12 protein-coding genes are annotated in these 13,450 nt (G+C 40.5%); 2 read left to right on the top strand and 10 right to left on the bottom strand.

From position 1 onward, the window contains the following. Window positions 1–46 precede the first annotated feature (46 nt). From ACUW85_RS01850 to ACUW85_RS01805, 10 genes are all read right to left on the bottom strand, one after another. Entirely contained in the window at window positions 47–496 is a 450-nt protein-coding gene (locus ACUW85_RS01850) for a hypothetical protein (protein WP_182023070.1), read from the bottom strand. Window positions 497–505: 9 nt separating this feature from the next. Continuing rightward, window positions 506–2,062, bottom strand: coding sequence for a VWA-like domain-containing protein (locus ACUW85_RS01845; RefSeq protein ID WP_182023069.1), 1,557 nt, complete (start codon window positions 2,060–2,062; stop codon window positions 506–508). A 30-nt stretch (window positions 2,063–2,092) separates the two neighbouring features. Next, entirely contained in the window at window positions 2,093–3,292 is a 1,200-nt protein-coding gene (locus tag ACUW85_RS01840) for an AAA family ATPase (RefSeq protein WP_182023068.1), read from the bottom strand. A 225-nt stretch (window positions 3,293–3,517) separates the two neighbouring features. Next, complete coding sequence (locus ACUW85_RS01835; RefSeq protein ID WP_149315131.1) at window positions 3,518–3,703, bottom strand: restriction endonuclease subunit S; 186 nt, start codon at window positions 3,701–3,703, stop codon at window positions 3,518–3,520. Between the two features lie 376 nt (window positions 3,704–4,079). Further along, the gene (rny, locus tag ACUW85_RS01830) at window positions 4,080–5,651 is read right to left on the bottom strand and encodes a ribonuclease Y (protein ID WP_149256209.1); all 1,572 of its coding nucleotides are present in this window, start codon (window positions 5,649–5,651) and stop codon (window positions 4,080–4,082) included. A gap of 227 nt (window positions 5,652–5,878) precedes the next feature. Then, on the bottom strand, window positions 5,879–6,970 hold the full coding sequence (gene recA, locus ACUW85_RS01825; RefSeq protein WP_016897626.1) for a recombinase RecA: 1,092 nt from the start codon (window positions 6,968–6,970) through the stop codon (window positions 5,879–5,881). Between the two features lie 89 nt (window positions 6,971–7,059). Further along, window positions 7,060–8,286, bottom strand: a complete 1,227-nt coding sequence (locus ACUW85_RS01820) for a competence/damage-inducible protein A (RefSeq protein ID WP_259345333.1) — start codon at window positions 8,284–8,286, stop codon at window positions 7,060–7,062. A 114-nt stretch (window positions 8,287–8,400) separates the two neighbouring features. Then, entirely contained in the window at window positions 8,401–8,979 is a 579-nt protein-coding gene (gene pgsA / locus ACUW85_RS01815; protein ID WP_182023066.1) for a CDP-diacylglycerol--glycerol-3-phosphate 3-phosphatidyltransferase, read from the bottom strand. A gap of 88 nt (window positions 8,980–9,067) precedes the next feature. Beyond that, window positions 9,068–11,491: a DNA translocase FtsK gene (locus ACUW85_RS01810; RefSeq protein WP_182023065.1), complete on the bottom strand. Its 2,424-nt coding sequence runs from the start codon at window positions 11,489–11,491 to the stop codon at window positions 9,068–9,070. Window position 11,492: 1 nt separating this feature from the next. Next, window positions 11,493–11,870 (bottom strand): DUF1033 family protein, encoded by a 378-nt coding sequence (locus tag ACUW85_RS01805; protein WP_182023064.1) that lies wholly within the window; start codon window positions 11,868–11,870, stop codon window positions 11,493–11,495. 192 nt (window positions 11,871–12,062) lie between these two features. Here ACUW85_RS01805 and ACUW85_RS01800 point away from each other — a divergent pair, with 192 nt between their 5' ends. Continuing rightward, window positions 12,063–12,341 (top strand): acylphosphatase, encoded by a 279-nt coding sequence (locus ACUW85_RS01800; RefSeq protein WP_016897631.1) that lies wholly within the window; start codon window positions 12,063–12,065, stop codon window positions 12,339–12,341. A 90-nt stretch (window positions 12,342–12,431) separates the two neighbouring features. Beyond that, window positions 12,432–13,358 (top strand): membrane protein insertase YidC, encoded by a 927-nt coding sequence (gene yidC / locus ACUW85_RS01795; RefSeq protein ID WP_182023063.1) that lies wholly within the window; start codon window positions 12,432–12,434, stop codon window positions 13,356–13,358. Window positions 13,359–13,450: the final 92 nt, after the last annotated feature.

Here is a 13,450-nt window from a genome sequence, read left to right as displayed (position 1 = left end):
ATGACTTAGTCAGCTTTTATATTCATTAGTATTTTTACACGAGTATTCATGCAAATTCCGCTAATAATGCTTCTTGCTGAATTTTTAATTCTGGTATATCTTGGCCGATTAATTTATCCCACATGGATACTTGGCTACCTGTACGGCTGATCATGGATTCTTTAGCTGTATTGGCTAAGTCAGCCCGCTTGATGATTTCATATTTTGTCCATGCATTGGCTAGGAATTGGTCGTCCATGTCACTTGAAATCCCTGTTTCCATTCTAAAATGGTTGCCCTTTTGCAAGAGGTTTAACTGGTTCATCTGACTTGGAAACATATCTAAATAGCCATTGGCCACAATATAAGCTGCAATTTCTTCGTCAATTTGTTTGAAATTAAATTGAAAGGGGATATGCAACTGTTTAAAGGTGGTATAGGGAATATCTTTTACCATAGGGGCGTAGTCACCCATTTGTGCCTTTACCAAGGCTTTCTTGATTTTGATGGTATCCATTTGAACCTCCTAGAAATGGTCACTGTCTTGGTGACTGATTGAGGCGTTTTTATGGTGATGCAAGATATGTCGGTTATACCGCTCGTCCGCTTTCAGATATAAAACTTTTCCGCCACCATCTGTAGATAGCGGTGAGGGATCCCCCACTTCTGTTTCAGTCAGTACCCAATACATATTGGTAAAACCGTAGCGTTCAAAGTCGTCATCTCCATAGCCGTCTGTGAAATAAACGGCTACCGTATCTTCATTGGTGAAGCCTTGTTCATGTAGCCACTGGTAGGCCGGTGCGAAAGAAGTTCCCCCGCGACCCACAAATTCCATATCTTTCAAAGACTGGAAGGATAAGGGCTTAGCGTATTGGACTGTCGTATCCACATGAACAACCCACACTTCTGCATGCAAGGTCTTTTGAATATTGGCCAATTCACCTAGGGAATAAGCTAAAGCCTCCTCATTTTGTGAGGCTGAGGTATCAAAGAAGGCCACCAAGCGGCTGGCTGCATCTAAAATCCGGCCCGGTAAATCTACCCGGTGCGGTTGCCGGCGGTTCATCCGGTTTTTAGATATTTTATAAGGCACTAATGTCGTCCCCATGCCTCGTTTAATCACATCCCGCCAATTTAATGCCCGCTGTTTGGTGATTTTTTCGATGTTGACCTTGACTTCACTGGATAATTTTAGCCTTAATTCTTCAGTCATCTGACTATAAGAATCTTTGATCAGTCCGTTCATCAATTTCCGATATAAGTCCGCGTACTGGCTGTTTGGGGTTATCGGCTGCATGGTCCGGTTGTTTTTCATTTCCTCTTTCAATTGTTTGGCCGAGTCAATCCGCAATTCTTCCGCCTTGTTAGAATCGAAATTGCCGGCTAATTGGCTGTACAAGTCGTCCATTTGTCCAGACCCAAGCATCTTATTGAAGGTCGATTCTGTTCGGTTGTGCCCCTGTTTTTTCGGGTCGTTTTTGACCGCTTTTAACTCATTATAATAGTACAAGGTCCCTGCTTTAGGCAAAATGAGTCTATTTTCTGTAATATGCTTGACCCATTTCAAGGTCACCACCGTATCAGGTAGGTCATCCACATACTGGTTCACCTCAGCTTCCATAGCCACGCTCATGACTTTAGCTGACTCCTCATCTTTAAAAGCCCAATCATACTCAACGATATGCCCAAATAAAACGTGATAACACATCTGTCTAATGGCCGCTAGCATCCCCTCGGGCGTTTCATAATAAAGGTAGAATAGAATTGGATTAATAGTCATGACCAGGTCTAAGCCACGGAAACCGATGGTAATAGGTTTTGCTAGTGATCCATTCATCTCCCGGTCGGTATGGAAGAGAATCCCCGCAAAAAGTACATCTCTTACACCCTTTTGCGAGTCTTGATTGTTCATAAGGGTGGCCGTCAAAATCCCCAACAATTGATTTTGAGCGTCAGCAAATTTCTCATAGTCCTCGTATTGACCATGGTTTAGAAAGGTTATATAAGCAATTCTCATTTTCCGAAAGGTCGACTCGATATTTTCAAATTCAAAGGCGGAAAATAATGCATTCTCACTCACTTCGGCACCCTCTTTCTTCCTAATTATTGTTTATGGGTTGGCGTTCACAGCCATAGTGATGTCAAACGTTTTCTCCACAAAGTCAGGGTGCTGGTTCAAGGCCTTGTAGAAATTCGACATAGCTGAATCATCCGGCCCGTCATGCATTCGTTTGATTAAAATATAAATTTCATCCGGTTCAGAAGCGACGAAAATGTCTGTATAACGGCTGATTAGATGCTTGTCTTCAATCAAATTCGGTTGGTTAACGATATAATCCGTTAAATCTTCAATTACCCGTTTACGACGCACAATTGGCATCGCTCGGTAGCGGTCAAGGATGGCTTGGTCTAAGTCCGCCCCCTGCGCTTGGACAATTTCCGTTGGTTTAATAAAATCTGTTTGCTGCTGTCTCAAGAAAGTCACAAAAACTTGACCTGCTTCGTCCCCGATATTCCCCTCGATTCCTTCAATCAAGAATTCAAGGTAGTCATCCGTTAGGTGATAAATATCATGACCCGCATCTTCAAAAGCGTACAGGAGGTTAGATAATCGTTCATAGGCACGTGGGGTTGGGTTTTTATCCCTTGTTTCATCAATGACAATGAAATATTGACGGCCATCAGCTTGCAAGAATTCAGTGATCAAAGGATGTATCATGGTCCGACTTGGATTACTTGTGCGTGTCTTTTTGGCAAAAGAGGTAACCCAATCTTCTAAGTTGGCACCCATTCGAATCCGCATGGTCCGATCATTAATAGCCATGTCACGGGCGTTTGTAGCATATGAAGTGTTCTCAAAACCTTCCACATCACTAGACGGGTTTTCTGCGGTAATAATCACCACATTATCCGGTAAGGCTTGGCCCATCAAGTTACGTTGTAAGACCAGGTTCATCAATTCCCCTTGCACCATGGCAATTGGCCGGTTAAATTCATCCAAGAAAAGAATGACTTTGTGGTCTGGATTGGCTTCTGCTTCTGTAATGGCCCCTTGAATTTGGGGATTTAAATAGTACTGGATATGGTCTTCTTTAGGCACTGGCATTGTCAAGTCACCTGGTTGCAGTAATGAACAGGTAATTTCAAAGTAACCAAAACCGTTATGTTTGGCTAAGTCACGCACCATTTGGGACTTCCCAATTCCACCGTGGCCGACAATATTTGGCACAATATCTGTATCTTGCGCCAGGATTAAATTTAGCCCCTTATATACAGCAGTATAAGGTAAACCAGCAACTCTATCTGTCATAATCTATTCACACCTTCTGTATTCATCGTCTCTTTTTATTATACGAGATTCCGTTCGTAAATCTACCTATTTCCACATATTTCTTTCTGTTGAAGTCTTTAGAAATACATGATTGTATTCAATTAATCCTGTATTATAATCCTTTATTATTGGTGACCTAGCCAATGAAAAAGGATTGATGTCATAATCACAACATCAATCCCTATACTTGTCGCTTGTTGGCATTTATGACTTGTAGACGTCTCGCAGTAAGTCATTGGCAAAGTCTGCTTGGCCTTCTAAATAAGCCACTTGTTGTTTGAGTGCTGTAATCTCTGCTTGAAGACTATCGATTGTAGTATCTTTAGTAGCCAATTGGCTGGCTATTTGGCTGTCAACTATTGCGGTTGCCTGATGGTTAGCAATTCGCACAGGTTCTGTTAAAGCTTGCGTGTGACTTTCGTCAATACTTTGCCCACTTGGCAGTGATACACCAACCGGTGTAATTGTTAGCTGATAATTTTCGTTATATAGGGGGTCAAAAGTCAGTATTACCGATGTTTTTCAAAATAGGCCCATTAGGTATATTAATTGGTCAGGCTTTGGTCCATCACATCAAATTGAAATGACATTTGTCACATCTTTTTTTTAAAACAATGCAGAGCTAAAATTGTACGTTTTTTATTGTCATACACTGTGAATAGAGGTTTTCTCAGGTAGATTTATCCTTGATATAATAATTTTTATTGGCCTTTATCAACAAAAATGGACCAACTAAAAAGGAGCATTTGCATGCTCCTTTAGTAAACTATTTTGCGTAATCAACTGCTCGTTTTTCGCGTATCACGATTACTTTAATTTGTCCTGGGTAATCCAGTTCATTTTCAATGCGTTTTGAAATGTCATGTGCTAATTCAATTGCTTTTAAATCATCTACTTCATCTGGTTTAACCATTACACGGATTTCTCGTCCGGCTTGAATTGCGTATGCATTATGAACGCCGTCATAATCTTTGGCAATAGCTTCAAGGCTACGTAATCGTTGGATGTAGTTTTCTAATGATTCACTGCGGGCACCTGGTCGTGCTGACGAAAGTGCATCGGCGATGGCAACTAAGCTAGCGATAACACTTGTTGCTTCAACGTCACCATGGTGGCTAGCAATGGCGTTAATAACAGTTTCAGGTTCTTGGTATTTGATAGCAAATTCCGTACCAATTTGTACGTGAGACCCTTCTACTTCATGATCAACGGCTTTACCGATATCATGCATTAGACCAGCGCGTTTAGCCAATTGTACGTCTTCACCAAGTTCTGCTGCCATTACACCAGCTAATTTAGCAACTTCAATACTGTGATTCAAAACATTTTGACCGTAACTTGTTCGGTAGTATAAGCGACCTAATGTTTTCACTAAGTCAGGGTGAAGAGAATGAATACCTAAATCAAAAATAGTTTCTTCACCGATTTCTCTTACTTTACTATCCATTTGTTTACGAGCTTTTTCAACTGCCTCTTCAATTTTGGCTGGATGGATTCGTCCATCTCCAATCAATTTATCTAAAGCGATTTTTGCAATTTCACGACGAATCGGATCAAATCCACTTAATACGACAGCTTCAGGTGTATCATCAACAATCAAGTCAATTCCGGTTAAGGATTCTAATGTCTTGATGTTTCGTCCTTCTTTACCAATGATACGACCTTTCATATCGTCATTTGGTAAGTGAACAACTGTAACTGTAGATTCTGTAACTGTATCCGCTCCAGAGCGTTCAATAGCTTGAAGTACAATTTGTTTTGCAACTCGATCTGCCGTGTCATGAGCTTCTTGCTCTGCCTTCTTAATTAATAAGGCTTTCTCATGAGCTAATGTATCTTCCATCTCTTTTAGTAATAAGTTTTTGGCATCTTCACGAGACATAGCTGCTACATTAACTAAAACTTCATTTCGTTTTTCAATTAATGCGTCTGCTGCTTTTTCAGTCTCAGCAACCTTTTTCTTACGGTCACGTAGAGATTGTTCTTCATTACTTAATTTATTTTCTTTGTCAGAAATAGATGCATCCCGTCTATCCAATTTTTCTTCTTTTTGGTTTAAACGGTCTTCTTGTTTCTTAACTTCACTACGGCGATCTCTAACTTCACTATCTACTTCATTTCTATACCGTTGCAATTCTTCTTTTGCGTTTAAGATAATTTCTTTCCGCTCAGATTCTGCGCTACGTTTAGCATTTTCAATGATTCCTTGTGCGGTTATGTGAGCTTCATCTTTTTCACGTTCTTGTTCTTGTAATAAAGACTTCTTCCCTACATAAACGCCACCCAATAGACCAACAATTAAAGCAATGATAGCGAAGGCAATTTCAGTAAATCCCATAGTTTCACCTCCGTATCTATTTAATTGTGTTCTTTTTTCGTAAATATTAAAATATTATAAAACATGCATTACATGCACATAAGTTCATTTTATATTTAAGTGGAATGAATGTCAATCAAGTCGGCAGTCAAAAGCATGATAGCCTTTTCAAAGGAGATGGCAAAAAATACCTTTCCCATAGTGATTCAATGGGAAAGGCATGGTGGTTATCTATTTAAAAATAAATTTTATTCTGTTTCTTCTTCAAACGATGCCACTTGTGCTTCATCATTTGCTTCTAAGGCCGCTAGTTCTTCTTCGCTTAATTTACCATTTTGGCCAAAACCGAAGTGTTGACGAACTTGTCCATCAATGGTTTCACGAATTTCTGGATTTTCACGTAAGAATTGTTTTGCATTCTCACGACCTTGACCGATACGGTCTTCACCATATGAATACCAAGAACCAGACTTGTTAATAATATCTAATTCAGCTGCCAAGTCAACTAGTTCACCCTCTTGAGAAATCCCTTCCCCATACATGATGTCAACTTCTGCCACTTTGAATGGTGGTGCTACCTTGTTTTTAACAATCTTAATTTTAGTACGGTTACCGATTGCGCTACCGCTCTCTTTAATTTGTTCACCACGACGTACTTCTAACCGTACAGTAGAGTAGAATTTCAAGGCTCTACCACCTGGTGTTGTTTCAGGGCTACCAAACATTACCCCAACTTTTTCACGAATTTGGTTGATAAAGATGGCGATTGTTTTCGTTTTGTTGATGGTACCTGATAATTTACGTAATGCTTGAGACATTAAACGGGCTTGAAGGCCGATATGAGAGTCACCCATTTCACCTTCAATTTCGGCACGTGGTACTAAGGCTGCGACTGAATCGACAACGATGATATCAATGGCACCTGAAGATACTAAAGCGTCAGCAATCTCCAAACCTTGTTCACCAGTGTCTGGTTGAGAAAGCAGTAACTCATCAACGTTTACACCTAGTTTAGCTGCATATTCAGGATCTAGCGCATTCTCAGCATCGATAAAGGCTGCAATACCACCACGTTTTTGTACTTCCGCAATTGCATGTAATGAAACAGTCGTTTTACCAGATGATTCTGGTCCGTAGACTTCAATAATACGACCGCGTGGGTAGCCACCAACTCCTAAAGAAATATCCAATGTTAATGAACCTGTTGGAACAGTAGAAATTCTAGTATCTCCACGTTCACCCATTTTCATGACTGAGCCTTTACCAAAGTTACGCTCAATTTTTTTCATTGCATCGTCTAATGCTTTTTGACGGTTGCTATCGTTTTTATCCATAGTCATGCGTAAATCCTCCTAAATGTTCTCTTGCGTTTCCTTTATTTTATAATTATTTTGCTGAATAAGCAAGAGAAAAGCGAACGAATGTTCTATTATTTTTTAATGATATCAAAGTAAGCTGAATAGACTGAACGATATTGAATATTTTGACGACTGCCTCTTAATGCTGGTGTTAAAACTTTAGTTTCTTGGCCAGCTTCGGCGATACCAATATAGACAGTCCCCACTTCTTTCCCTTCCATGTCATCCGGTCCAGCGACACCTGTAAAGGATATCCCAAAGTCAGATTGATATAGGTCTCTTACGTTTTCTGCCATTTCAGTAGCTGTTTCAGCACTCACCATGCCATAAGTTTTCAGCGTTTGCGGTTGGACATTTAATACATCAGCTTTGGCTGTTTCTGTATAAGTGACGGCTGATCCTTGTAAGACTTTTGAAGCTCCTGGGGCATCGACAACTTTTTTAGCTGCCAGTCCACCAGTGAAACTTTCAGCGAAAGCAATGGTCTGTTCACGGTCTATCAATTTCTCTACCAAAACTTCATTGATACCTAAGTTTTCTCCTTCACCTACATAATAGTCAGCTAACCGAGCGTTGATAGCTGTAGCCAGGTCTTCTAATAAAGGCTTGGTTTCTGCTTCATTTTTACCAGCTGCAGTTAGTCTAACTGTTACCATGAAATTTCCAAAGTAAATGGCTACTGTTGGATTTTCTTGACTCATAATCAAGTCATCAATAGTGTCAGCTAATTGCGATTCACCGATACCAAAATAGTGCAGGTATTTAGATGTTAGTACGATGTCATTTTGGTATTGGTCTAGTAAATAATCAGCTACATAATGGTTGAACATATGCTTCATTTCAGATGGTGGTCCTGGCAATAGAATATAGGTATGGTTATCATCTTCAATCGCTGTACCAAGCGCTTGCCCTACATCATTGGGGAAAGTATGCCCTGCTTGAAAAGTCAGTCCCATAGCAAGATTGTTTTCAGTCATAATTCTGCCTTTAAAGTTTGCTTTGATGGTTTCCATCCCCACTTCATCGTGAATGAGTGGTTGATTTAAGTATGCTGAAATAGTTTGTTTGGTTAAATCATCTCGGGTAGGGCCTAAACCACCTGTATAAATGATGATATCCGACCTTTGTTCAGCCTGAGCGGTCACTTTCTTTAACCGTTCAGGGTTATCGCCAATGACCGTTTGTACGTAATGGTCAAAGCCTAATTCATTCAATTTTCGTGCAATAAATTGCGCATTTGTATTCGCTATTTGTCCCATTAATAATTCTGTTCCGACAGCTATAATTTCTACTTTCATTCTTTTCCCACCTATTAGTATATACGTTTTATTTATGCGTTTGCGCATAGTGATTCCTGTATATTATAGAACAAAAAAGAGCCCGGTAAAAACCGAAGCCCTTAAACTTTGCGCTTATAGTCCGTCTGAAAAGACGGAAATATTTTTAACGAAGTAGTCTACACCTGAATAGATGGTGAATACTAATGCTAGATATAGTAAGATTTGTCCGATTGAAAATGGCAAGAATCCTAAGGGGAAATCCCCGATTAACAAGAAAATAATGGATAGCATCTGGGTGAATGTTTTCAATTTCCCAGCACTCCCAGCTGCCATGACTGTCCCTTTTTCCACTAGTAATAGGCGGAGTCCGGTGACAGCTAATTCGCGCATGATAATGATTGAGACTAACCATGCTGGTGCTAAATCGGTACCAACTAAAGCGATAAAAGCTGTTGCAACGAGCATCTTATCGGCTAATGGATCGGCAAATTTACCGAAATTAGTGACAAGGTTGTCGCGACGTGCAATGTAACCGTCTAGCCAGTCGGTGAAGGATGCGATTGCGAAAATGATGGCTGCCACCACGTATTGCCAGTACCACTGACTGCCGAGTACTTGTGTACCATCTCCACTTGCTGGAATAGATACGAAAATCATGAAGATTGGAATCATAACGATCCGGATGATGGTTAATTTATTTGGTAAATTCAAATAATCCCTCCTAGTTGACTGTCTGCTATGTTAAATATAGTATAGCATTTTTTGACTTGGAAAATGAGTGTATCAGCCTTTACATAACCTACTCAGTTGATTTGTCGCCGTTTTCTTGGAAGATGTTAACTGTACGCGGTTTAGACCCTTCTTGTGGGCCGACAATTCCGCGTTGTTCCATGTCATCTACGAGACGAGCTGCACGGTTGTAACCGACTCTAAATTGACGTTGTAACATAGAAATCGAGACGGTTTCACGGGTTTTAACAAATTCTAGGACAGTATCCCACATTTCATCTAAATCTTCGCCTGGCGCTGATTCGTTAGCCTCACTTGGCATCATAGATTCGACATAATTTGGTTCTTGTTGATCTTTTACAAAAGAGACCACATGTTCCACTTCGTCATCTGTGATAAAGGCCCCTTGGACACGAATTGGTTTCGACTCACCCATAGGTAGGTAGAGCATATCTCCTCGACCCAATAATTTCTCGGCCCCGTTTTGGTCGATGATGGTTCTTGAGTCAGTTCCTGAAGATACGGCAAAGGCAATTCTTGATGGTACGTTGGCCTTGATGATCCCCGTAATAACGTCAACAGATGGTCTTTGTGTTGCTAGAATCATATGGATACCAGCTGCACGTGCCATTTGCGCTAGCCGGGTAATTGCGGCCTCTACTTCTTTAGAAGCGACCATCATCAAGTCGGCTAACTCATCTACAATCACAACAATATAAGGTAGTGTCGGATGCGCAGTACCTTCATTAAGGTTTTCTTCATGAACGAAGTCATTGTATCCGTCAATATTCCGTTGGCCCGAAGCAGCAAACAATTCATAACGACGTTCCATCTCTTGAACGACTTTTTGTAAGGCTTGAGCTGCTTTTCTTGGATTGGTTACAACTGGTGTTAACAAGTGTGGAATACCGTTATAAATTGATAGTTCCACTTTTTTAGGGTCGATCATCATCAATTTGACCTCATTTGGCTTCGCCTTCATCAAAATGGATACGATAATCCCGTTGATAGCGACTGATTTACCAGATCCGGTAGACCCAGCAACCAATAGATGGGGCATCTTGGTCAAGTCTGCTGAACGAATATTGCCTGAAATATCTTTTCCTAATGGGACTTCCAAGACTTTACCCGATTGCAGTTGATGCTCGAAAGAATCACGGAAGGAAACTAAGGATACGTCTTGATTGGGCACTTCAATCCCGATAAAGGATTTACCTGGAATTGGCGCTTCAATCCGGATATCTTTAGCAGCTAGTGATAAGGCGATATCGTCGGCTAAACCAACAATCTTACTTACTTTTACCCCAATCGCTGGCTGAATTTCATATTTTGTTACAGCTGGTCCCAAGTTAGCCTTAGTGACTTTGGCATCCACATTAAAGCTCTTGAAAGTCGCTTCAAGTTTACGGACATTTTCTTTAATGACAGAGTATTCACCACTTTGGTCTGTCGCTTTAATTGGCGTCAACAAGGTGGCTGGTGGTAATTTGTACTCTGGATTTTCTGGCTCTGCAGCCATATCCATGACAATATCTTTACCGTCATCTGGTTCAGTATCGACATCTTGGTCATCAGTGCTTGGACTAGCTTGCGTCTTTGCTTGTTCAGCCTTGTGTAATTCATCAGCTTGCGTGCCAATTTCAAGAGAAGTTTGTTCGATTCCAGCTGGATGGTTGCCTTTACTCGCACTGGCGCTTGGCCCAACAATGACTACATCTTCGTCGTCTGTATCCACTTGTTTTGGTTTAATGCGGTTGTTGCTTTCTAAACTGTCTTGGTCTTCACCAGACTGCTTGCCTTTTTTAGCAGCTTTACTTCGGCTAGCTTTTTGTTTAGATTGGTCTGCCTTATATTTTTCCCGGTCCTCACGATAACTTGAAAATTGTTGTTTCGTTGTGTCCCAGAATTCACTTAACCACTTAAACATCACACTGGTAATGGACTGAATCCCTTCGACTAAATCTATCCAAGTAATACTGAATAGGTAGCACAATAGGATCATTAAGGCGATGCCCACAAAAATATAGGTCCCCAATTGACTTACTGTGTAGAAGGTAAAGGTATATAATAAACCACCTAAAAGCCCACCACCTAAGGATTGACCGGCACCTTCAACGGTAAAATTGGCGATAGCCCGTTGCCAAGTCACCTCTAATACAGATGCATCACTGGATAAGGCGATGGCTAGATAATCCCAAGCATGCATTAATATGGCTAGGATAGGTACTGCCCAAATCACCGTGTTCATGATTCTACCTAAAGCTAATGGGCCATGCCCTGTCACAAGCACCCAGCCTGTGAAGATAATTTCAATAATAAATACAGGAACGGCTAGTCCCCCAACAAAAAATTCCATCAGATGCATGAATACTCGGCCCATTGCACCAAGTTCTAACACACCAATAATGGCGAAAAATAATGAAATCCCAGAAAATAATTGCATGTGGAAAAGTTCTTGTTGTTTCTTAGTCCGTCTTTTCTTTTTTCTTGCCACGCTAACCCTCCTCTTCTAAATGATTTTTATCGCTCGAATGGCGATTGATATTGTCTAAAATACTGGTTAATTCTTTGACGCGTGCTTCACTTAAAGCTTGTTGGTTCTCATAGAGGACCAGGCTATGGTAGACTTGTTCATCATTGGCACAAGGTTCACACCAATCCGTTTCACCCGGTTGCCAGTAAGCGCGCATGCCTTCTACTCGACTACGCGTTTTCGGGAATAGGCCCTGCAATTTTAATGATTCACCTTGAAAAATAAGTGCTGCTTCCTCTAAGCTGTCAGCCGTTTCAACAGCGACGACATGCTCATGCCAGTCATCTTCAAACCACCATGGCTCGTCAAATCCATCTATTTGATATACTTGGAAACTCATCTTCTTCACTCTCCAATCAGCACCCTATTATACCAAACTTATGGTCGATTTTCATCTTGGTGACGTTTTGACCTAACGCAAACAAAGGACTTCATTTTAATAAAAAATCTATTCAAAACCAGTACTTAGTCTGATGTCAATTGGCATAATATCTAGTATAATTAAAGAAGCATAATGAAAGAAGGTATATTTATGAAAACAAGTCGAATTGTTGTAACCGGACGTGTGCAAGGTGTAGGCTTTCGTTATTTTACCGAAAGAATCGCCAAGAGAATGAAAGTTGCGGGAACTGTGGAGAATAAGAACGATGGATCAGTAGAAATTCTTGTTCAAGCAGATGATGCAACCTTGCGCGCTTTTATTGAAGAAGTCAAAGAAATGCCGGAAAACCCATCCGCCCATGTCGACAATATCCAAGTCGTTGAAACCTTCAATAGTGAGGAAATGGTGAAATTTCGCACGGTTTATTGAAATAGCCTCCTAAATTAGCTACAATAGTAACGTTAGTCAAGACACTTAAACAAGAATCAAATAACTATATAAATTAAAGGACGTGAAGTATTGTCAAGCCGTTTAAAAAATAAACGCCTATCGCTAATTTTGCTAGTGATGTCACTCGTGGTATTTTTGGGTGGATGTGCCAATCCAAATAATCCAGATGGTTTTATGTACCGCTTAACAGTAGAACCGATTGGTCAACTTATCGTATGGATTGCTGATCAGTTTGCTGGTAACTACGGAATTGCTATTATCATTATTACCATTGCCATTCGTATTATTCTATTGCCACTTACCTTGAACCAGCTGAAAAGCTCAACGCGTCAACAAATTAAGATGGCTGCTTTCCAACCATACTTAAAAGAAATTCAAGAACGTCAAAAAAATGCCACAACGCAAGAAGAGAAAATGGCATTAGCGACTGAACAACAAGAATTCATGCGCGAAAATAACGTTTCTATGTTTGGTGGTATGGGTTGTTTACCATTATTACTACAATTACCAATCATCTCTGGTTTATACACTGCTATTCGCGTGAGTGAACCAATTGCCAGCTCTGAATTCTTCGGTATCTCACTTGGAGAATCTCATATGGTATTAGCCGTTATCACCATTGTAATGTACTTGATTCAATCATTCATTACCTTGCAAGGTGTGCCAGAAGAGCAAAAAGCGCAAATGCGTTCTACCCTATTCATGACACCAATTATGATGGGATTCATTGTATTTACAACACCAGCCGGATTAACACTTTACTTCTTAGCAGGTGCCATTTGGTCAATTCTACAATCATTATTTACAACTTTCTACTTCAAGCCAAGAATCCAGGCAGAAGTTGATAAAGAAATGGCTGAGAACCCAATCAAGGTGAAGAAACCTTCTAGCGGCCGTAAAGATGTGACTGATTCTGTTAAGAAAGAATCTACAAACAAACGCTTAACAAATAATGACAGCAAAACAAACCGTAACGCTGGCAAACAACGGAAATAACAACTGATAACAAGGTAAAAGCCCTCTGACTTGGCGTTTTCTATACGCTAGCCAGAGGGCTTTTCTTACGCTATTAAAAAGTGCATAAAAGG

Source organism: Aerococcus sp. 150760013-2 (assembly GCF_053627715.1).
Note: the sequence above shows the minus strand (reverse complement) of the source record. Positions and strands in the feature narration are given on the sequence as shown.

Coding starts and splice junctions, on each gene's coding strand:
- ACUW85_RS01850 (WP_182023070.1), bottom strand. CDS start 496: ATGGATACCATCAAAATCAAGAAAGCCTTGGTAAAGGCACAAATGGGT.
- ACUW85_RS01840 (WP_182023068.1), bottom strand. CDS start 3,292: ATGACAGATAGAGTTGCTGGTTTACCTTATACTGCTGTATATAAGGGG.
- rny (WP_149256209.1), bottom strand. CDS start 5,651: ATGGGATTTACTGAAATTGCCTTCGCTATCATTGCTTTAATTGTTGGT.
- recA (WP_016897626.1), bottom strand. CDS start 6,970: ATGACTATGGATAAAAACGATAGCAACCGTCAAAAAGCATTAGACGAT.
- ACUW85_RS01820 (WP_259345333.1), bottom strand. CDS start 8,286: ATGAAAGTAGAAATTATAGCTGTCGGAACAGAATTATTAATGGGACAA.
- ACUW85_RS01805 (WP_182023064.1), bottom strand. CDS start 11,870: ATGAGTTTCCAAGTATATCAAATAGATGGATTTGACGAGCCATGGTGG.
- ACUW85_RS01800 (WP_016897631.1), top strand. CDS start 12,063: ATGAAAACAAGTCGAATTGTTGTAACCGGACGTGTGCAAGGTGTAGGC.